Origin of the sequence: Mycolicibacterium wolinskyi str. Jessa 2025, from assembly GCF_049241375.1 — a bacterium.
In the GTDB taxonomy this organism is placed as follows: Bacteria; Actinomycetota; Actinomycetes; order Mycobacteriales; family Mycobacteriaceae; genus Mycobacterium; species Mycobacterium wolinskyi.
Genome location: NZ_CP185960.1, coordinates 3,550,354 through 3,569,489, shown reverse-complemented (window position 1 = coordinate 3,569,489; position 19,136 = coordinate 3,550,354). Strand labels below are relative to the sequence as shown.

At 66.8% G+C, this 19,136-nt stretch carries 18 protein-coding genes and 2 pseudogenes; 12 read left to right on the top strand and 8 right to left on the bottom strand.

Going from position 1 to position 19,136, the window contains the following annotated elements; translation table 11 throughout:
* The first annotated feature begins 26 nt into the window (after positions 1-26).
* The 6 genes and pseudogenes from ACOI2T_RS17625 (at position 27) to ACOI2T_RS17600 (ending at position 5,826) form a co-directional block, all read left to right on the top strand.
* Positions 27-224, top strand: coding sequence for a ferredoxin (locus ACOI2T_RS17625; protein ID WP_006897055.1), 198 nt, complete (start codon positions 27-29; stop codon positions 222-224).
* Positions 221-1,456, top strand: a complete 1,236-nt coding sequence (locus ACOI2T_RS17620; RefSeq protein WP_006897054.1) for an NAD(P)/FAD-dependent oxidoreductase — start codon at positions 221-223, stop codon at positions 1,454-1,456. The genes ACOI2T_RS17625 and ACOI2T_RS17620 overlap by 4 nt, the downstream gene beginning before the upstream one ends.
* Positions 1,453-2,202 carry a 3,4-dihydroxyphthalate decarboxylase gene (phtC, locus tag ACOI2T_RS17615; RefSeq protein ID WP_006897053.1) on the top strand — a complete coding sequence of 250 codons (750 nt, stop codon included), beginning with the start codon at positions 1,453-1,455 and terminating at the stop codon, positions 2,200-2,202. Before ACOI2T_RS17620 ends, phtC begins: the two co-directional genes overlap by 4 nt.
* A gap of 123 nt (positions 2,203-2,325) precedes the next feature.
* Positions 2,326-3,298, top strand: a pseudogene (locus tag ACOI2T_RS17610) (IS481 family transposase).
* A 31-nt stretch (positions 3,299-3,329) separates the two neighbouring features.
* On the top strand, positions 3,330-4,130 hold the full coding sequence (locus tag ACOI2T_RS17605; RefSeq protein WP_016895390.1) for an IclR family transcriptional regulator: 801 nt from the start codon (positions 3,330-3,332) through the stop codon (positions 4,128-4,130).
* 292 nt (positions 4,131-4,422) lie between these two features.
* Positions 4,423-5,826 (top strand): IS1380 family transposase, encoded by a 1,404-nt coding sequence (locus tag ACOI2T_RS17600; RefSeq protein ID WP_006897051.1) that lies wholly within the window; start codon positions 4,423-4,425, stop codon positions 5,824-5,826.
* Positions 5,827-5,924: 98 nt separating this feature from the next.
* Here ACOI2T_RS17600 and ACOI2T_RS17595 read toward each other — a convergent pair whose 3' ends face one another.
* Together ACOI2T_RS17595 and ACOI2T_RS17590 are read right to left on the bottom strand one after the other, a co-directional pair.
* Complete coding sequence (locus ACOI2T_RS17595) at positions 5,925-6,965, bottom strand: MFS transporter (protein WP_064895053.1); 1,041 nt, start codon at positions 6,963-6,965, stop codon at positions 5,925-5,927.
* Positions 6,966-7,366: 401 nt separating this feature from the next.
* Positions 7,367-8,122, bottom strand: a complete 756-nt coding sequence (locus ACOI2T_RS17590; protein ID WP_016895386.1) for an IclR family transcriptional regulator — start codon at positions 8,120-8,122, stop codon at positions 7,367-7,369.
* A 69-nt stretch (positions 8,123-8,191) separates the two neighbouring features.
* Here ACOI2T_RS17590 and pcaH point away from each other — a divergent pair, with 69 nt between their 5' ends.
* The 4 genes from pcaH to pcaDC are packed head-to-tail and all read left to right on the top strand — an operon-like array spanning position 8,192 to position 11,971.
* On the top strand, positions 8,192-8,959 hold the full coding sequence (gene pcaH / locus ACOI2T_RS17585) for a protocatechuate 3,4-dioxygenase subunit beta (protein WP_006898356.1): 768 nt from the start codon (positions 8,192-8,194) through the stop codon (positions 8,957-8,959).
* Positions 8,956-9,525: a protocatechuate 3,4-dioxygenase subunit alpha gene (gene pcaG / locus ACOI2T_RS17580; RefSeq protein WP_006898355.1), complete on the top strand. Its 570-nt coding sequence runs from the start codon at positions 8,956-8,958 to the stop codon at positions 9,523-9,525. Before pcaH ends, pcaG begins: the two co-directional genes overlap by 4 nt.
* A gap of 5 nt (positions 9,526-9,530) precedes the next feature.
* Positions 9,531-10,775, top strand: a complete 1,245-nt coding sequence (locus ACOI2T_RS17575; RefSeq protein ID WP_016895385.1) for a lyase family protein — start codon at positions 9,531-9,533, stop codon at positions 10,773-10,775.
* Positions 10,772-11,971, top strand: coding sequence for a bifunctional 3-oxoadipate enol-lactonase/4-carboxymuconolactone decarboxylase PcaDC (gene pcaDC, locus ACOI2T_RS17570; protein ID WP_016895384.1), 1,200 nt, complete (start codon positions 10,772-10,774; stop codon positions 11,969-11,971). The genes ACOI2T_RS17575 and pcaDC overlap by 4 nt, the downstream gene beginning before the upstream one ends.
* Before the next feature lie 168 nt (positions 11,972-12,139).
* On the opposite strand, the gene ACOI2T_RS17565 is transcribed toward pcaDC, so the two are convergent.
* From ACOI2T_RS17565 to ACOI2T_RS17550, 4 genes are all read right to left on the bottom strand, one after another.
* The gene (locus tag ACOI2T_RS17565; protein WP_043988055.1) at positions 12,140-13,111 is read right to left on the bottom strand and encodes an IS481 family transposase; all 972 of its coding nucleotides are present in this window, start codon (positions 13,109-13,111) and stop codon (positions 12,140-12,142) included.
* Positions 13,112-13,227: 116 nt separating this feature from the next.
* Positions 13,228-13,860: a vitamin K epoxide reductase family protein gene (locus tag ACOI2T_RS17560; protein WP_003889255.1), complete on the bottom strand. Its 633-nt coding sequence runs from the start codon at positions 13,858-13,860 to the stop codon at positions 13,228-13,230.
* Positions 13,857-14,645, bottom strand: a complete 789-nt coding sequence (locus ACOI2T_RS17555; RefSeq protein WP_047041144.1) for a DsbA family protein — start codon at positions 14,643-14,645, stop codon at positions 13,857-13,859. Before ACOI2T_RS17555 ends, ACOI2T_RS17560 begins: the two co-directional genes overlap by 4 nt.
* Positions 14,646-14,680: 35 nt before the next feature.
* The gene (locus ACOI2T_RS17550; protein WP_047041146.1) at positions 14,681-15,781 is read right to left on the bottom strand and encodes an alpha/beta hydrolase; all 1,101 of its coding nucleotides are present in this window, start codon (positions 15,779-15,781) and stop codon (positions 14,681-14,683) included.
* Here ACOI2T_RS17550 and ACOI2T_RS17545 point away from each other — a divergent pair.
* Both ACOI2T_RS17545 and ACOI2T_RS17540 read left to right on the top strand, forming a co-directional pair.
* Positions 15,780-16,610: an aldo/keto reductase gene (locus ACOI2T_RS17545; RefSeq protein ID WP_040634844.1), complete on the top strand. Its 831-nt coding sequence runs from the start codon at positions 15,780-15,782 to the stop codon at positions 16,608-16,610. The two genes, ACOI2T_RS17550 and ACOI2T_RS17545, sit on opposite strands and share 2 nt — an antisense overlap.
* 5 nt (positions 16,611-16,615) lie before the next feature.
* Positions 16,616-17,449 carry an aldo/keto reductase gene (locus tag ACOI2T_RS17540; protein ID WP_003889251.1) on the top strand — a complete coding sequence of 278 codons (834 nt, stop codon included), beginning with the start codon at positions 16,616-16,618 and terminating at the stop codon, positions 17,447-17,449.
* On the opposite strand, the pseudogene ACOI2T_RS17535 reads toward ACOI2T_RS17540, so the two are convergent.
* Together ACOI2T_RS17535 and ACOI2T_RS17530 are read right to left on the bottom strand one after the other, a co-directional pair.
* A pseudogene (locus ACOI2T_RS17535) lies at positions 17,446-17,766 on the bottom strand (integrase core domain-containing protein); the annotation flags it as partial. The gene ACOI2T_RS17540 and the pseudogene ACOI2T_RS17535 sit on opposite strands and share 4 nt — an antisense overlap.
* 16 nt (positions 17,767-17,782) lie before the next feature.
* Positions 17,783-19,102, bottom strand: coding sequence for an IS256 family transposase (locus ACOI2T_RS17530; protein ID WP_064961518.1), 1,320 nt, complete (start codon positions 19,100-19,102; stop codon positions 17,783-17,785).
* Positions 19,103-19,136: the final 34 nt, after the last annotated feature.

Below are 19,136 nucleotides of genomic sequence, written 5' to 3'. Positions count from 1 at the left end.
ACCGTCTCAAGCTAAGGAGTTCGACCATGCCCGTTGTAAAAGCCGATCTGCAGGCCTGTCAGGGATACGCGAACTGCGTCGTCGGAGCCTCTGACTACTTCGACCTGGACGACGACGGGATCGTCGTGCTGCTCCAGACCGAAGTCCCCGAAGCCGACCGCGCCCGCGTCACCGAAGCCGCGCGCAGCTGCCCGGTCTCCGCACTGGTGGTAGAGGACGCATGAGCCCGGGCACCGTCGTCGTCGTCGGGTCCTCCATTGCCGGGGTGCGCACCGCGCAGTCCCTCCGGCTGGAAGGCTATAAGGGGGAGATCATCCTCGTGGGAGAAGAGACCGAACTTCCCTACGATAAGCCGCCATTGTCGAAATCCGTTCTTGCGGGATCCGCCGACGAGGACTCTATCCGGCTGCTGACACAGGAGCAGGCCGATGCCGAGGACATCCAACTCTTGCTGGGGCACCGCGCTGTCGATCTGGACGTCGCCGAGAACCTGCTGAAGCTTGAAGGGCATGACCCCCTTCGCTACGACAACCTCGTCATTGCCACCGGAGCATCACCCCGGCCCTCTCCCTGGGGCCAGTCTCCAGGGATTCACGTGCTGCGCACCCTTGAGGACGCCCGCGAACTACGTGGGGACCTTCTCCGGGGTGGGGCGCTGGCCGTTATCGGGGCAGGGTTCATCGGCGCCGAAGCGGCAGCCACCGCCCGCGGCCTGGGATTGGAGGTCACCGTCATCGACCCGGTGCCCGTGCCCATGAGCCGCCTCTTTAACCCTGAGATCGGCCAGTGGTTCGCAGACCTTCACCAGGACAACGGGGTCGACACCATGTTCGGCACCGGAGTGGAAGCTATCGAAGGCGAGGAGGGCAACTTCTCCCTCCACCTGACCAACGGTGAGAGCGTTCAGGCGGCCACCGTGCTGATCGGTATTGGCGTCATCCCCAATGACTCCTGGCTTAGCGCATCCGGCCTGCTGGTGGACAACGGGGTCGTGCTCAACGAGTACTGTCAAGCCCTCGACGCTGCGAACGTGTACGCCGTCGGCGACGTAGCCCGCTGGCGCCACCAGAAGCACGGCGAGGACGTCAGGACCGAGCACTGGACTAACGCGGTGGAACAGGCCGCCTGCGTGGCCTACAACATCATCCATCCGGAACAGCCGCGCGCCTACACGCCCATTGAATACGTGTGGAGCGACCAGCACGACTGGAAGATCCAGGTCGTGGGACGCGTCGGAGGCAATGTCGACCACGTCCTCATCGGACACCCGCAGGTCCACGGCAAGTTCGCCGCCCTCTACACCATCGACGGCACCACCGTCCGGGGCGCAGCCATCGTGAACTGGCCCAAAGCCCTCATTGCCTGCCGTCTGGGCATGGCCAGGGGCATCACGGTGCAGGATCTGCGCGCCAAGCTCGAACCCCAGTTGGAGCCACCGCCGAGGAGGGCGTCATGACACCCGGAAACTTGCTGCCCCAGACCGAGAGCGTCAGCCGGGAACGTATCGCCCTCGCCTGCCGGGTCTTGGCCCATCGGGGCCTTGCAGATGGAATCTTGGGTCACATCAGCCTGAAAATTACCGACAGCACATTGCTGGTGCGCTGTCGCGGCCCGTACGAACGCGGACTGGCGTATACGCAAGCCGAAGACATCCGCATGGTGGACCTCGACGGCAATCCCGCCGCCGACGGCGAGCTCGCGGGCGGATACACGGTCCCCAACGAACTGCCGCTGCACACCGAGCTCTTCCGGCGCCGCCCAGACATCCGGGCTGTCGTTCACGCCCATCCCCCGCGAGTGGTTGCCGCCGACCTGGCAGGGCTTGCAGTACGCCCCATCGTAGGGGCGTACGACATTCCCGGAGCCCGCCTCGCCGCCAACGGGGTGCCCGTCTATCCCCGCGGAGTACTCATCCGCGACCGTCGGCTCGCCACCGAAATGGCCGATGCTATGGGAACAAGGCCCGTTGTTGTGCTGCGGGGCCACGGCCTCACCAGCGCGGCCGAAACCGTCGAGCAAGCAGTTCTCCAGGCCATCAGCGTGGACGGCCTGTCCGGGTTGGCACTGCAAGTGACTTCGGCTGGTGGGCACCTCGTCGATCTGCCCGACGCCGATATGGCCGAACTGCCCGACCTCGGAGGAGCATTCAACACAGAGACTGCTTGGAGACATGAACTCGCACGACTTGGTGAGCCTCGTTGATGGCCTGCGCCCTAGCTGTAACTCCCAGACAGGTTGTGAACGGCGTGGTGAGCGGAAGTAGGTGAGGACCTCCGGTATCGGTGTGGTTACCAAACACGCACATCCGATTACCGAGAGGTCCTCATGGTCCACGCTAATGCTTCGTTGACTCCTCGTGGGCGGTTGCGGCTTGCGCAGGCGGTTGTTGATCAGGGCTGGAGTTTGCGGCGCGCGGCTGAGCGGTTCCAATGTTCGGTGGCCACAGCCAAGAAATGGGCCGACCGTTATCGCGACGGTGGCGAAGCAGCGATGGTAGACCGGCCCAGCCGGCCGCATCGCAGTCCGTTGCGGTTGCCGAAACGACGTGAGCGGCGCATCGTCAACCTGCGCTTCACCCGGCGCTGGGGCCCACATCGCATCGCCGCTTACCTGCACCTGCCACGCTCGACCGTTGAGGCGGTGCTGCGCCGCTACCGGATGCCATTGCTGCGGCACCTGGACCAAAACACCGGGTTACCGGTACGCCGGCCCAAACCCCGCCGCTATGAGCACCCGGCTCCCGGCGACTTGGTCCATGTCGACGTCAAGAAACTGGGCCGCATCCCCGACGGGGGCGGCCATCGCAAGCTGGGTCGCCAAGCCGGCCGGCGCAACCGCTGCGGCATGGGATACACGTTCTTGCACCACGCCGTTGATGACCACTCCCGGCTGGCCTACTCCGAGGACCTCACCGACGAACGCAAAGAAACCGCCGCGGGATTCTGGAAACGCGCCAACGCGTTCTTCGCCGACCACGGCATCACCGTCAAACGAGTTGTTGACCGACAATGGATCCTGTTACCGGTCAAAGAATTTCGCTGAAGCGCTCGGCCCCGACATCACCCACAAGAGGACCCGGCCCTACCGGCCACAGACCAACGGCAAAGTCGAGCGATTCAACCGCACCCTGACCACCGAATGGGCCTATGCGCAGACCTACCGCTCTGAGGCCGAACGCGCCGGAACCTACCAGCACTGGCTGCATCACTACAATCACCACCGACCCCACACCGGCATCGGCGGAATGACACCAATCGAGCGCCTACGCGTTCACAACCTACCCGTGAAGAACACCTAGCCGGACAGAGACTGAACCCCCGGTCAGTAACATGAAGCTCATGTCCGCATCACGGGCGGAGGACGACTCCAGATACGGCCCTCCTCCGCAGTACCCCATCGAATCCGTCGACAACGCACTCCGATTGTTGCTGCTCTTCGAGACTCGGCCGAGCATCCGGCTCACCGATGCCAGCAAGTACCTCGGAGTGGCGTCATCTACGGCCCATCGCCTCATGGGGATGCTCCTCTACCGAGGTTTCGTACGGCAGAACCCTCAGACCAAAGCGTACGAACCCGGACAAGCACTCAGCTCCATCGCCTTCGCCATACGGCGCCACGTCGACATCGGAACGCTAATTCGTCCAGCAATGGAAAGGGTATTCGAGGCAACCGGAGAGACGGTGCACTTTGCCGAGCTCAAAGGCTCGAACGCACACTTTCTGGAGGCCATCGAAAGCCAACGTGCCGTCCGCGTTGCCTCACGTCAAGGTGCGATGCTTCCTGCCAACTGCACTGCAACGGGCAAAGCAATGCTGAGCCTACTCACCACGGAACAACTGCATGCCCTGTACCCGTATGAGGAGCTCCCGGGTCTCACCAAGGGATCTATCATTTCCCGTTCCGATCTGGAGCGTGCCCTCGAAACGATTCGGCAAACCGGGTACTCAACGAGCCAGGAAGAAAGCGAAGACGGCGTCATGTCAGTCGCTGTTCCCATCACCAGCCCGAGCGGAGGATACTACGGGATCAATGTATCCGTGCCCGCTCACCGCATGACTGAACAACTCCGCACAGAACTCGGAGCTATGCTCCAGACAGCCGCCAAAGAAATCCAGAACTTGCTCGTTTAAGGATCTCGACGGCCGGTGACGGTGGTGCTGTGGACAGGACCACCTCAGGCCAGCGGCGATTCCAGAGAGTCGATTCTCCGCAGTCGGAGCCCGAAGAAGAAGGAAATGACCACGGCGACGGTTGCCATAGTGACGAGCATCGCCCAGGTCAGTGTCGAGTTACCGAGGCTAACCCGGGTGATTCATGGGAATCTGCGGATCGCTGGGCGAAAATAGACCGAAGTGCTTCCTGAACAGGGGAAACTGGGACTTGTCTAAGGTTCCATGTTCTCCAGCAGAAAGCACTCGGTAGGTGAAGCGTACTTCGTGGTCGGCCGGTCTGTCCGTTACTGCAGATGGTGTCGGGGTGGTCTCGCATGCCGGGGCTATCGTGCCTCGACTTCTGGCTGATCAGGTCGGTCTGACCGCCGAGCTGTCAGGGGCCATGGCTCGCCGCCGGTTCATCCCGATCCACGATCGCGGCCGGGTGTTGATCGATACCGCGGTGATGCTCGCCGATGGCGGCGAGTCCATCTCCGACATCGGCGTCCTGCGCCACCAGTCCGGCGCCCTGGGCCCAGTGGCGTCGGCGCCGACGGTGTGGCGCACGCTCGATGAGGTCACTGCCGGCAAGCGCAAGAAGATCCAGGTGGCGCGGGCTCGCACGCGGCGGCACGTGTGGTCCCACCTGCCCGGCGGAGTGCCCGCATCGGCGTGTGCGGGGCGGGATCTGGGATCGACGGTCGTGCTCGATGTGGACGCCACCATTGTGGTCACTCACAGCGAGAAGGAGCTTGCTGCGCCGACGTATAAGCGCACGTTCGGGTACCACCCGATCGGCGTGTGGTGCGACAACACAGAAGAGTTCCTCGCCGCGAGCTTGCGCCCAGGCAACGCCGGGTCCAACACCGCCGCCGACCACATCGACGTCCTGGGCCAGGCAATCGCGCAGATCCCCGCCAGTCATCGGCGTGATCTGCTGATCCGCTCCGACGGTGCCGGCGCCTCCCACGACCTGATCGACTGGATCACCGAGCAGAACCGCGTCCGTGGTCGACAGGTGGAGTACTCGGTCGGCTTCTCCATCACTGCCCCGATTCGCCGGGCCATCGCGACCTGCCCCGAAGCCGCGTGGGGACCAGCGCTCAACCCCAACGGGGACATTCGTGACGGGGCCGACATCGCGGAGCTGACCGGATTCCTCTCCCAACGGATGCTCGCCAAGTGGCCAGACGGGATGCGGGTGATCGTGCGCCGCGAGCGGCCCCATCCGGGTGCTCAGTTGTCGATGTTCGAGGAGATCGATGGATGGCGCTACCAGGCTTTTGTCACCAACACCACCGCCACGGGTCAGCTGCAATTCCTCGAGGCCAGGCATCGGGCTCACGCCCGGGTCGAGGACCGGATACGCCACGCCAAGGACACCGGGCTCGGGCGGCTACCTTCGCGGGGGTTCGCGCTCAACCAGGCCTGGCTCGTCGCGGTGATGATCGCAGCGGACCTCGTTGCCTGGACGCGGATGCTCGCTTGCACCGGCGAGGCCGCAGTCCTGGCGTTGTGCGAGCCCAAGGCACTGCGCTACCGCTTCCTTCACGTGGCAGCCCGGCTGGTCCGCAGCGGCCGACGGCGAAAAGTGAAGATCCCGGAAACATGGCCCTGGGCCGTCGCGATCGTCGCTGTGTTCAACACGATCGCCGCGATCCCCAAACCAGCCTGACCTCACATGCCCGCCCACGACATCACCACCCGGGGACCCGCCCACCGGCAGCGCCAGCCGGCACACACGCACGCCCACCCACGAAATCGATCCCGCCGTCACCCGACAGCAGCAGTCACACCGGCCCGTGAATCAGCGGGGCTAAGGGCCACCCCGGTGAGCACGGGGCCGATGGTATTGCCGATGTACGTGCCGGTCTGGACAATGCCGGTGGCCGCTGCGGTGGCCCCAGGCGCCATGTGCGAGATGAGGAAGTGCACCAGACCTGGCCACCCCCACCCCAGGCCCACCGCTAGCAGGACACCTACCACGTAGCTCCAGGTGGTGGGGATCGCCATGAGTGAAAGCCCGACGGCGCAGACGATGAGTGCTGTCTGGATCAGAGAAAGTGCTGACACGCCGCCTCGATCGACGACTCCGCCAATGACGATACGGGTCGCGGCTCCTAAGGCGCTGCCGACGGCCAGAATCACACCAGCCGGGCCGACTGCAATCCCCCGCTCCAGCGCGCCGATCACGGCAAAGGCCACGGCGGACGTAACGGCACCGCCCGCGAACATCGTCATCGCGGCCATCAGCACCAACGCCGAACGCATCTGGGTATCCCATTGCCCCGCCGGCCGGGTCGTACCCATAACGACCGGCATGGTCCGGGTCCGGGCCACGGGGACCAGTACGAGCATGCCCAGTACAGCCATCAGCAGGAAGGCCATGGACCATCCCAGAGTCAACGCAACCAACGGGATCGAAACGCCGGCGACCAACCCCGTCACAGGGGCCGCGGCCTGTTTCACCCCGAAGGCCAGCCCGCACGAGGCGGCTGGGATGTGCGTGACGAGCAAGTGGTTGGAGGAAGGGTGCCCGAGACCGTTCCCGAGTCCCCCCAGGGATGCCCATACAATTAGCCACGGCCACGCAGAGATCCAGGACGCGCTGCCGGTCAGGCTCACGACCGCCAGAAGCAAGGCGGCGATGCCCATGCCTTTCTCGCTGAGCACACGACCAATCACACCGGTGCACGCGGAGGTGAGGGCGGCCGCAGCCCAGTAGACCCCTACCGCCAGGCCGATCCCGTAGGCCGGGACGCGGATTGTTGCGGTGATCTCCGTGGCCAGCGCCCCAAGGAGAAACACCGGCATGTTTGTTAAGACAGTCACCAGTACGGCCACAGCCAAAGCGGCGAATCCACGGCCCGGATGTCTCACGCGCTGTGACCTGCCACCGGGGCATCCGATGCCGCATCCATCTCCGGCACGCTGCGCTTACGCACCCGTGGGCAGGGCGGTAAAAAGTTCATGGCTGGCATTCCTGCCCTTCCAGGTCAAGGCTGTGGTGCGAGCAATACCGCTTCTGAAGTGCCCCGGGTTTGATGGGCACATTGGTGTGCCCCGGGTTTGATGGGCACATTGGTGTGCCCCGGATTCCGTGGGGTTCGATTTTTTGAATTCTCATGCCTCAAGTACGACTTCGCCGGACATCGGTCTAGATGGGTCAGCGTCGGCCCCTGTGTCCCTCTAGCCCGCGTCAGATCTCCTTCCCATCACCCGCCTGACGCCAGTTCCCGGCCGATACCGAACGCCGCGGCCTGGAGGACTCCGGCGAGGCGGGTCCTGTCCCTCGTCAAGCGGGGAACCACAAGACCCAGGGATGCGACGACCGCGGTGTCTCGAAGCACGGGGACGGCCACCGAGCACGCCCCGAGGGACATCTCCTCGACCGTTGTCGCATACCCATGGCGCCGCACCCGAGCCAGCTGCTGTCGCAGGAGCCCGGGCTGGGTCACCGTGAACGGCGTCATCCGGGTCAACGAGCCGAGCGTCTCGGCGAGCACGTCGTCGGGCGCGTGCGCGAGCAGCACCTTCCCAACCGCCGTGCAGTGCAGCGGCAGTCGGGAGCCGACGGTGCTGACGATCGGGACGGACGCCGTGCCGGACAGCCGGTCGAGGTACAACACCTCGGCGCCCTCGCGCACCGCGAGGTGCACGGTGGCCAGCGTCGCGCCGTACACGTCGTGGAGGAACGGCTCAGCGATCTGGCGCAGGCCGGTCTGGGTCGGCGCCAGTAGTGCGAGCTCCCAGATCCGGCGACCCACCACGTACTCGCCGGTCGGCCGCCGCACCAAGCCGCCCCAGGTGGCCAGTTCGGCCACCAATCGGTGAGTGGTCGGCAGCGGTAGACCCGCCCGACGCGCAATCTGGCTCAGCGTCATCGCCCGGTGCTCATCGTCAAAGGCGCCGAGAACGGTCAGCAGGCGCGAGGCGACACTGGCTCCCGGGTCGGAGGTGTTGCCGGCCATCGTCGCCCTCTTTCACTCAGTGAACGATATAGCTCGAAGCGTACGCCCCGGCCACCTACCGTCGGGCTGGTGAGCACTCCTGACCTATCGACCCAAGCCGAGATCAGCGCCGAGATCGCCGACCTGTCCGCCGGCACCGACCCGTCCGCTATCAGGCCCCGCCTCGACTACTCCCCGTACCGCAGCAGCCTCCTGCGGCATCCGACCAAGGATCTGCACCAGGTCGATCCGGAAGGCGTCGAGTTGTGGTCTCCGTGCTTCAGCCACCGGGACGTCGATCCACTCGAGGCCGATCTGACGATTCAGCGCTCGGGCGAGCCGATCGGCGAGCGCATCACGATCTCCGGCCGGGTCGTGGACGGCGACGGACGCCCGGTCGCGGGCCAGCTGGTCGAGATCTGGCAGGCCAACGCCGGAGGACGCTACATCCACCAGCGTGATCAGCACCCTGCGCCGCTCGACCCGAACTTCACCGGCGCCGGGCGGTGCCTGACCGGTGCGGACGGTAGCTACTCATTCCAGACGATCAAACCGGGTCCGTACCCGTGGCGGAACCACCGCAATGCGTGGCGTCCCGCCCACGTGCACTTCTCCCTGTTTGGCACCGAGTTCACGCAGCGCATCGTCACGCAGATGTACTTCCCGGGCGATCCCCTGTTCGCGCTGGACCCGATCTACCAGTCGATCACCGACCAGGGCTCCCGTGACCGCCTCGTCGCCCGCTACGACCATGACCTGACGCGACCCGAGTGGTCGACCGGCTACCGGTGGGACATCGTGCTCACCGGAGCCCACCGCACCTGGACCGAGAACAACGACGACAAGGACCACGCATGAGCCCCCGCCTGCACCCCACGCCCGGCCAGACGGTGGGCCCGTTCTTCCACTACGCACTCCCCTATGACGGCGACTCCGAACTGGTGCCTGCGAGCAGCCCGGGTGCGATCCGGTTCCACGGCCGCGTGCTCGACGGTTCTGGTGCGCCGGTCCCCGACGCGCTGGTCGAGCTCTGGCAGGCGGACGCGTCCGGCGCGATCGTCCAGCAGCCGGGCTCGTTGCGCCGCGACGGTTGGACGTTCACGGGCTGGGGCCGGTCGTCGACCGACAACGCCGGCCACTACTCGTTCTCGACGATCGCGCCGGGTGGGGTCGACGGGGGCGCACCGTTCTTCGCGCTCACGGTGTTCGCGCGTGGCCTGCTCGATCGGCTCTTCACACGCGCATATCTGCCGGGACACGAGGCCGCCCTCGCTGCGGACCCCCTTCTCAGCAGCCTCGAGCCGGACCGTCGCGCGACGCTGGTCGCGGAGGCCGATGCGCAGGGACATGCGTTCGACATCCGTCTGCAGGGCCAGGGCGAGACCGTCTTCCTGACGTTCCCGGGCCACGGGGCGGCACACTGAACGCCATGACCGACCTGTTCTGGCCCGGCGACGAGCGCGCCGGCGACCTGATGAGTGCTGAGGCGTTGCTCGCCGCCATGGTCAGGGTGGAGTCCGCGTGGCTGGACGCTCTCGTGGCCTCCGGGCTCGCGCCGTCCGCCGCCGCCACCGACCTCGCCCCGCTCGTCACCGTCGACGACCTGCCGCACATCGCGGCGGCAGCCGAGGGCAGCGGCAACCCCGTCGTCCCGCTCGTCGGCCTGCTCCGCTCGCGGGCGCCGCAGCCCGCCGCCACCTGGCTGCACCGCGGGCTCACCAGCCAGGACGTCCTCGATACCGCCCTCATGCTCGCGCTGCGCGATGCGCTCGATCGCCTGATCGACGAGCTGCGCGCCCAGGTGACCGCGCTCTCACGCCTCGCCGCGCAGCACGCCGACACGCCGATGGTCGGTCGCACCCTGACCCAGCACGCCGTCCCCACGACGTTCGGCGCCGTCGCCGCAGGCTGGCTCGACGGCCTGGTCGACGCCGCCGATCTGGTCCAGGACGCCCGCTCCCTCCTGCCGGTGCAGCTCGGCGGGGCGGTCGGCACTCTGTCGGCGGCCACCGAGCTGGCGAACCTGCGGGGGCACGAGGATCCCCAGGGGACCAGCGCCGACCTGGTCGCCAGCACCGCCGCGGCCCTGGGGCTACGGGAACTCCGCCCGTGGCACACCTCGCGGGCGACGGTCACCCGGACGTCCGACGCGCTGGTCTCGTGCACGGACGCCTGGGGACACGTCGCGACCGATGTCGCGACGCTGGCGCGGACCGAGATCGGCGAGCTGGCCGAGCCGACGGCCGAGGGCCGCGGTGGCTCGTCGACGATGCCGCACAAGAACAACCCGATTCTTTCCGTACTGGTGCGCCGCGCAGCCCTGGGAGCCCCCGCTCTGGCCGCGACGATGCACCTCGCCTCCGCCACCGCGGGCGACCAGCGCCCGGACGGCGCGTGGCACGTCGAGTGGTCGACCCTGCACATGCTCGGTCGACGCAGCGTCGTCGCCGCGTCCCAGACCACCGAGCTGCTGCAAGGTCTGCACGTGGACGCCGAGCGCATGCGCGCGACGCTCGACCGGTCGACCGACAGCGTGCTGGCCGAGCGCCGCACGATCGCCGGGCTGCTGGACAAGACCGCCGATTCCGACCCGACCACCTACCGCGGGTTCTCCGAGGACCTCATCGTGGGCGCCGTGGAGCGGGCCCAGACCTTCTTGGAGGAGAACGAGTGACCGTCCCTCGCATCACAGCCGTCCAGCTCGGCGGTTCACCCGCCATGCCCCTGCTCGTCCTCGGGCCCTCGTTGGGCACGTCGGCTCAGTCACTGTGGGCGCGCTGCGCCGCCGGCCTCACCGATCGCTTCGAGGTCCTCGCGTGGGACCTGCCCGGGCACGGATCCAATGTCGGTTCGGCCGAGCCGTTCACGATGGCCGAGCTGGCCGCCGGTGTCCTCGAGATGGTCGACGACGTGGTGGCCCAGCGCGACACGTTCGCCAGCACTTTCACCTACGCGGGCGACTCGGTGGGAGGCGCCGTCGGGCTGCAGCTGCTGCTGGACGCACCCGCGCGCATCGACTCCGCTGTCCTGCTGTCGACGGGCGCACGGATCGGCGAGCCGGATGCCTGGCGGACACGGGCCACGTCCGTGCGCGCGTCGGGCACCCCGTCGATGATCGAAGGGTCGGCCCAGCGTTGGTTCGCACCCGGATTCCTGGAGCGGGAGCCGGAGATCGGCGCAGCCCTGCTGCACGACCTGCGGGACGCCGACGACGAGGGCTATGCGCTGGTGTGCGAGGCGCTGGCGGGCTTCGACGTCCGTGACCGCCTCGGCGAGATCGAACCGCGAGTGCTGGCGGTGTCGGGTCTGCTCGACGTCCCCACTCCGCCGGCCGATCTCGCGGCTATCGCCTCCGGAGTCCGGAACGGGCGGCTCGTCGTCCTCGACGGCGTCGCGCACCTGCCCCCGGCCGAGCAACCGTCCGAGGTCGGCCAACTCATCCGCGATCACGCGAACGCGGGGCAGGCGGTTGCCGCTCCCACGACCGTCGCCGGGGTGCGCGACGCCGGCATGGCGGTGCGCCGGGCGGTCCTGGGCGACGCCCATGTCGACCGCGCGACCGCGGCGATCACCGATCTGACCGCCGACTTCCAGGATTTCATCACCCAGTACGCCTGGGGGTCGGTGTGGACGCGTCCGGGTCTTGACCGGCGCAGCCGCTCACTCATCACGCTGACCGCCCTGGTGGCCCGCGGCCATCACGAGGAGCTGGCCATGCACGTGCGGGCCGCGCGTACCAATGGGCTGACCAACGACGAGATCAAAGAGTTGCTGCTCCAGACGGCGATCTACTGCGGCGTGCCCGATGCCAACGCGGCCTACCGCATCGCCCAGCGCGTGCTCGACGAGCTGGACCACCCCGCTTACTAGGAGACTGCTGCACAATCCTCGTGGCAGGAGCCCGGTGTGGTGGCTGGCGTGAAATCCTGTGGCTATGCAGGGTTGTGATTGTGACTTTCGCGGGTAAGTGGCGGTGGCGGTGGTCTACGGACGTTTCGCGGCGGTCTCACTGGCGAGTGGTGGTCACCCGGGCGCGCACTAGGTGTTCTTCACGGGTAGGTTGTGAACGCGTAGGCGCTCGATTGGTGTCATTCCGCCGATGCCGGTGTGGGGTCGGTGGTGATTGTAGTGATGCAGCCAGTGCTGGTAGGTTCCGGCGCGTTCGGCCTCAGAGCGGTAGGTCTGCGCATAGGCCCATTCGGTGGTCAGGGTGCGGTTGAATCGCTCGACTTTGCCGTTGGTCTGTGGCCGGTAGGGCCGGGTCCTCTTGTGGGTGATGTCGGGGCCGAGCGCTTCAGCGAAATTCTTTGACCGGTAACAGGATCCATTGTCGGTCAACACTCGTTTGACGGTGATGCCGTGGTCGGCGAAGAACGCGTTGGCGCGTTTCCAGAATCCCGCGGCGGTTTCTTTGCGTTCGTCGGTGAGGTCCTCGGAGTAGGCCAGCCGGGAGTGGTCATCAACGGCGTGGTGCAAGAACGTGTATCCCATGCCGCAGCGGTTGCGCCGGCCGGCTTGGCGACCCAGCTTGCGATGGCCGCCCCCGTCGGGGATGCGGCCCAGTTTCTTGACGTCGACATGGACCAAGTCGCCGGGAGCCGGGTGCTCATAGCGGCGGGGTTTGGGCCGGCGTACCGGTAACCCGGTGTTTTGGTCCAGGTGCCGCAGCAATGGCATCCGGTAGCGGCGCAGCACCGCCTCAACGGTCGAGCGTGGCAGGTGCAGGTAAGCGGCGATGCGATGTGGGCCCCAGCGCCGGGTGAAGCGCAGGTTGACGATGCGCCGCTCACGTCGTTTCGGCAACCGCAACGGACTGCGATGCGGCCGGCTGGGCCGGTCTACCATCGCTGCTTCGCCACCGTCGCGATAACGGTCGGCCCATTTCTTGGCTGTGGCCACCGAACATTGGAACCGCTCAGCCGCGCGCCGCAAACTCCAGCCCTGATCAACAACCGCCTGCGCAAGCCGCAACCGCCCACGAGGAGTCAACGAAGCATTAGCGTGGACCATGAGGACCTCTCGGTAATCGGATGTGCGTGTTTGGTAACCACACCGATACCGGAGGTCCTCACCTACTTCCGCTCACCACGCCGTTCACAACCTGTCTGGGAGTTACACCTAGATCCTCAGAGCAGAGTGGACCAGTAACTCCAGAACCGCACCAGGCACAACAGGATCACCGCGGTGAACCACAGCGCCACGATCGACCAGCGCCAGGTGTGCAGCCCGCGCAGCACGGCGTTGCCGCGCTGCGGCTGCACCGCGATCGTCGTCACCACGACCAGCAGCGGGATGGTCATCGACCACACCACCATGCAGTACAGGCACAGCGCGCCGATGGTGAACACGCTCTGGTAGATCAGCCAGTGCACGAACACCGTGCCCAGCAGCGTGCCGACCGCCAGCCCGGCCCAGTACCAGCGGGGCAGCTGAACCCGGGCCACCGCGAGCACCCCGGTCACCAGCACGACGGTGAACGACACGATGCCGATCAGCGAGTTCGGGAAACCGAACACGGCGGCCTGCGGGGTGACCATCACCGAACCGCAGGACAGCACCGGGTTGAGGCTGCACGTCGGCACGTAGGCCGGGTTCTTGAGCAGCTCGACCTTCTCGATGGTCAGCGCCAGCGCCGACGAGAGGCCCACCACGCCGGCGATCAGGACCCACAGCGCGCTCAGCCTCCCGACGTGCACCCCACCGTGCTCGGGGCTGTCCGGCTCGGCCGGGGACACCTCCCCTGGCGCGCTCACGCTCATGGAGCGGGAGCGGGAGCGGGCGCCGGGGTCGTCGGATCCGGATTCGGCGGCGGCGCACCGGCGTCGAGCACGGGCAGGTCACCGACGATGCTCCTGATCTCGTCGATCAGCGCGTCGGGGGTCGTCGGCTTGTAGTCCTTGCCGTTGATGCGGATGGTCGGGGTGGCCTTGACCTCGGTCGCCTTGGCCATGCCCTTGACCATGTCGTCGTAGCGGCCCTTCTCGATGCAGTTCGGGACGTCGCCGACGACGCCGGCCTGGCGCGCCACCTCGGTCAGCCGGGCCTCGTCCGGGAACGGGCCGACGCCCTCGGGCGGCTGCTGGGCGTACAGCGCGGCGTGGAAGCGGCGGAACGCCTCGGTGTCGGCTTCGGCCACGCAGTAGGCGGCGTTCGCGGCGCGGGTCGAGTACCCCTGGCCGGCCCGGTCCAGGATCGAGACCATGTAGTAGTCGGCCGCCACGGCGCCGCTGTCGATCAGCCGGTTGATCGTCGGGCCGAAGGCCTTCTCGAAGTTGCCGCACGCCGGGCACAGGAAGTCCTCGTAGAGCGACAGCACGGCCTTGGGCTCGCCGTCGTCACCGGTGATGACGTCGCTGGACGCCACCCGGATCGGCTTGGCCTCACCCTCGCCGGGCTTGTCCTCCTTGGTCATGACGATGTAGAGCACCAGCGCGACGGCGAAGATCACGACGATCGCGGTCAACCCGATCTGTACGGCCAGATTGCGTTTCTTGTCGGCCGCCTTCAGGTCGTACTTCGGGGTCTTCTTCGGTTTCGAGGCCACGGGGACAAGCGTACCGGCGGCGTTTTCGCGGCCCGTCAGACGCCGCGCAGACGGGTGCGCAGCGCGCTGATCATGTCGGCGACCGCGGCCGCGCAACCGCCCCCGATCGGGAACATGTTGGCGAAGCCGTGGATCAGCGCACCGGCCTGCCGCAGGTCGACGGCCACCCCGGCGGCGCGCAGTGCCTCGGCGTAGGCCACGCCCTCGTCGCGCAGTGGGTCGAAGCCGCCGGTCAGCACCAGTGCAGGCGCGAGCCCGGACAGGTCGTCGGCCAGCAGCGGTGACACGACCGGATCGGTGATCTGCACCGACGCACCGGTGACGTACTTGTCGGCGAACCACTCGATGTCGGCCTTCGTCAGGAAGTAGCCGGAGGCGAACAGGGTCTGCGACCGGGTCTCGCCGCTGGGGTTGGTCCACGGGTAGATGAGCAGTTGCAGCGCCGGTTGCGGCACTCCTTCGGCGCGGGCGCGCTGGGCGACGACGGCGGCGATGTTGCCGCCGGCGCTGTCCCCGCCGACCGCGACGCGGTCCGGGTCGGCACCGAGTTCGGCGGCGTGCTCGCGCGCCCAGCGGTAGGCGGCGAACCCGTCGTCGGCGGCGGCGGGCGCCTTGTGCTCGGGGGCCAGCCGGTAGTCGACCGACAGCACGTGCACCCCGGCGTCGCGGCAGATCAGCCGGCACAGGTCGTCGTGGCTGTCGAGGTCGCCGATCACGAAGCCGCCGCCGTGGAAGAACACCAGCAGCGGGGCGGCCGTGTCGGCGGTGGATGTGGGCGGAACGTAGTGGCGGGCCGGGATCTCACCGTCCCCGCCGGTCACGGTGAGATCTCTCACCGCGGCCACCGGGATCGCCTGCCGGAACCCGCCGGACAGGTCGCGCAGCTGCGCCCGCGCCGCCGCCACGTTGTTGGTGCCACCGTCGATCCCGACCAGCTTCTGCCCGGCGAGCATCAGCTGCACCGTGGTGTCGAGGGTGTTGCCGTCCACCGTCACCGTGCGGCCCGCCAGCAGCAGGCGTTTCACCGGGTCGGGGATGCGCGGCAACGCGCGCAGGGTGACACCCGCCATCGCGGTGACGAGCGCCTCCTTGCGTCCCGGGCTGTACGCGCCGTCAGCTGGCAGACTCGCAGTCATGGCATCTCCCTTGATCACGCTGAATGACGGTAATGCGATCCCCCAGGTTGGACTCGGAGTTTGGCAGACGCCGCCGGAGGCCACCGAGCGCGCGGTTGCCACGGCGCTGGAGGCGGGCTACCGGCACATCGACACCGCCGCCGCCTACCAGAACGAACGCGAGGTCGGGCAGGCGCTGGCCAAGTCGGGTCTGCGCCGCGAGGACGTCTACATCACGACCAAGCTGTGGAACGCCGACCAGGGTTATGATAGCACGCTGGCCGCGTTCGACAAGAGCATGGAGCGGCTGGGCCTGGAGTATCTCGATCTGTATCTGGTGCACTGGCCGATGCCGAAGACCAACAAGTACGTCGACACCTTCAAGGCGTTCGCCTACCTGCGTGACCAGGGCCGGATCCGCTCGATCGGGGTGAGCAACTTCGAGCCCGAACACCTGCGCACGCTGATCGACGCCACCGGCGTCGTGCCCGCCGTCAACCAGATCGAGCTGCACCCGCTGCTTCAGCAGCAGGAGCTGCGTGAGGTACACGCCGAACTGGGCATCGCCACCGAGGCGTGGAGCCCGCTGGGGCAGGGATCGCTGCTGGCGAATCCGACCGTCACCTCAGTCGCGGAGGCGCACGGACGCACCCCGGCGCAGGTACTGATTAGGTGGCATATCCAACTCGGCAATATAGTCATCCCGAAATCGGTGACCCCCGAGCGGATTGTGAGCAACTTCGACGTGTTCGACTTCGAGTTGAGCGAGCAGGACATGGCGTCGATCTCGTCGCTCGGCGATGGCACTCGCCTGGGTCCCGACCCGAGAAATTTCGAGTTCACAGGGTAGGTGACATGACCTCCTCGTCCATTCCGACGGTCACGCTCAACGACGACAACACCATGCCGGTGCTCGGCATCGGCGTCGGCGAGCTGTCCGAGGCCGACGCCGAGCAGGCGGTGCTGGCGGCGCTGTCGGCCGGTTACCGACTGATCGACACCGCCGCCGCGTACGGCAACGAGGCCGCCGTCGGCCGCGCGGTACGCAAGTCCGGGGTGCCCCGCGAGGAGATCTTCGTCACCAGCAAGCTCGACGTCCGCGACCAGGGTTTCAAGAGTGCGCAGGACGCCTGCCGCAAGAGTGTCGAGGAACTCGGTCTCGGCTACGTCGACCTGTACCTGATCCACTGGCCCGCCGGTGAGCAGGGCAAGTACATCGACAGCTGGGGCGGGCTGATGAAGAACAAGGAGCTCGGCGACGCCAAGTCCATCGGGGTGTCCAACTTCCACGAGGAGCACCTGTCGAACGTCATCGACCTGTCGTTCTTCACCCCCGCGGTCAACCAGATCGAGCTGCACCCGCTGCTCAACCAGGCGCACCTGCGCGAGGTGAACAAGGGCTACGGGATCGTCACCCAGGCGTACAGCCCGCTGGGCGTGGGCCGGCTGCTGGACAACGAGACCGTCGTCTCGGTGGCCCAGGCGCACGGCAAGACCCCGGCGCAGGTGCTGATCAAGTGGAGCCTGCAGCTGGGCAACTCGGTCATCACCCGGTCGAGGTCGCCGGAGCACCTGGCGGCCAACCTCGAGGTGTTCGACTTCGAGCTCACCGACGACCAGATGGCCGCGCTCAACGGCCTGGACGACGGCACCCGGTACCGCCCGGACCCGGAGACGTACACCGGCTAGTTGTTCTTCACGGGTAGGTTGTGAACGCGTAGGCGCTCGATTGGTGTCATTCCGCCGATGCCGGTGTGGGGTCGGTGGTGATTGTAGTGATGCAGCCAGTGCTGGTAGGTTCCGGCGCGTTCGGCCTCAGAGCGGTAGGTCTGCGCATAGGCCCATTCGGTGGTCAGGGTGCGGTTGAATCGCTCGACTTTGCCGTTGGTCTGTGGCCGGTAGGGCCGGGTCCTCTTGTGGGTGATGTCGGGGCCGAGCGCTTCAGCGAAATTCTTTGACCGGTAACAGGATCCATTGTCGGTCAACACTGAGGAATTGTCAATACCTGTGGATCGGCGTGTTTCAGGCGACCTCCGTTCCGGCTTGCTGATCGCCGTCTGAGGGCGGTGTCGGTGGGGTGATTTCGGTGGGGCGTTCGAGCAGTTTGCCCTTGTGGAAGACCGCGCCGGCGCGGACCAGGGCGACCAGGTGTGGTGCGTTGACGGCACGCCAGCGGGCCGCGGCGGCGTCGATGAGCTTGTAGGCCATGGCCAGACCAGCCGCACGTGATCCCGGCCCCTTGGTGACCTTGGTTCTCAAACGTACTGTGGCAAAGGTGCTTTCGATCGGATTTGTCGTGCGTAGGTGGATCCAGTGCTCGGCGGGATAGTGGTAGAACTCCAGTAGGGTGTCCAGATCGTCGGTGATCTTGGCGACCGCCTTGGGGTACTTGGCCCCGAAGTCGACCGTGAAGGCCTTGACCGCGACCTGGGCCTTGTCGATATCCTCGGCGTTGTAGATCTCCTTGAGCGCCGACAACGCCGACGCGTGCGCTGATTTCGGCAGGGCGGCAAGCACATTGGCTTGCTTATGAAACCAGCACCGCTGTTCTTTGGTGGCCGGGAACACCTCGCGTACCGCTTTCCAGAAGCCGAGTGCGCCATCGCCGACGGCGAGCACGGGTGCGGTCATGCCGCGTCGTTTACAGTCGCGCAGCAGATCAGCCCACGACTCGGTCGATTCCCGGTAGCCGTCGGTGATCGCCACGAGCTCTTTGCGGCCGTCCGCGCGCACGCCGAGCATCACCAGCAGACACAGCTTTTCCTGGTCCAGGCGGACCTTGAGGTGGATGCCGTCGACCCACAGGTAGACGTAATCGGTGCCCGACAGGTCCCGGGCGGCGAACGCGCGGGCCTCGTCCTGCCACTGGCTGGTCAGCCGGGTGATCGTGGTGGCCGAGAGCCCGGCACCCGAGCCCAGGAACTGCTCCAGAGCGGGGGTGAAGTCGCTGGTGGACAGCCCGTGCAGGTACAGCAGCGGCAGCACTTCGCTCATCTGCGGTGACTTGCGTGCCCAGGCCGGCAGGATCGCCGAGGAAAACCGTTTCCGCTCACCGGTGTCGGGGTCGACGCGTTTGTCGTTGACTCGCGGTGCTTTCACCTCAACTGCCCCGGCTGCCGTCAGCACCTCGCGGGCCTGGTGATAGCCGTTGCGGACCACCAGCCGATGCCCCTTCTCATCGAGCTGATCGGCGAACTGGGCCACGTAGGCGGCGACCTCAGCCTTCAACGCGGCGGCCAGCATCTGACGGGCGCCGTCGCGGACGATCTCGTCCAACAACGACCGACCAGCACCGCCAGTGCTTTCGTTGGCCTCGATGGCATCGTGAACTACGGTGAGCATGGGCGTACCTTCCCGAACCAGCGCGCCAACGCCG

Bases quoted from the DNA above. Each gene is read 5' to 3' on its own strand.
- ACOI2T_RS17565 (WP_043988055.1), bottom strand. From the start codon at position 13,111: ATGGTCCACGCTAATGCTTCGTTGACTCCTCGTGGGCGGTTGCGGCTT.
- ACOI2T_RS17595 (WP_064895053.1), bottom strand. From the start codon at position 6,965: ATGCCGGTGTTTCTCCTTGGGGCGCTGGCCACGGAGATCACCGCAACA.
- phtC (WP_006897053.1), top strand. From the start codon at position 1,453: ATGACACCCGGAAACTTGCTGCCCCAGACCGAGAGCGTCAGCCGGGAA.
- ACOI2T_RS17625 (WP_006897055.1), top strand. From the start codon at position 27: ATGCCCGTTGTAAAAGCCGATCTGCAGGCCTGTCAGGGATACGCGAAC.
- ACOI2T_RS17540 (WP_003889251.1), top strand. From the start codon at position 16,616: ATGACCTCCTCGTCCATTCCGACGGTCACGCTCAACGACGACAACACC.
- ACOI2T_RS17545 (WP_040634844.1), top strand. From the start codon at position 15,780: ATGGCATCTCCCTTGATCACGCTGAATGACGGTAATGCGATCCCCCAG.
- ACOI2T_RS17550 (WP_047041146.1), bottom strand. From the start codon at position 15,781: ATGACTGCGAGTCTGCCAGCTGACGGCGCGTACAGCCCGGGACGCAAG.
- pcaG (WP_006898355.1), top strand. From the start codon at position 8,956: ATGAGCCCCCGCCTGCACCCCACGCCCGGCCAGACGGTGGGCCCGTTC.
- ACOI2T_RS17605 (WP_016895390.1), top strand. From the start codon at position 3,330: ATGAAGCTCATGTCCGCATCACGGGCGGAGGACGACTCCAGATACGGC.
- ACOI2T_RS17560 (WP_003889255.1), bottom strand. From the start codon at position 13,860: ATGAGCGTGAGCGCGCCAGGGGAGGTGTCCCCGGCCGAGCCGGACAGC.
- ACOI2T_RS17530 (WP_064961518.1), bottom strand. From the start codon at position 19,102: ATGCTCACCGTAGTTCACGATGCCATCGAGGCCAACGAAAGCACTGGC.
- ACOI2T_RS17620 (WP_006897054.1), top strand. From the start codon at position 221: ATGAGCCCGGGCACCGTCGTCGTCGTCGGGTCCTCCATTGCCGGGGTG.
- ACOI2T_RS17575 (WP_016895385.1), top strand. From the start codon at position 9,531: ATGACCGACCTGTTCTGGCCCGGCGACGAGCGCGCCGGCGACCTGATG.
- ACOI2T_RS17590 (WP_016895386.1), bottom strand. From the start codon at position 8,122: ATGGCCGGCAACACCTCCGACCCGGGAGCCAGTGTCGCCTCGCGCCTG.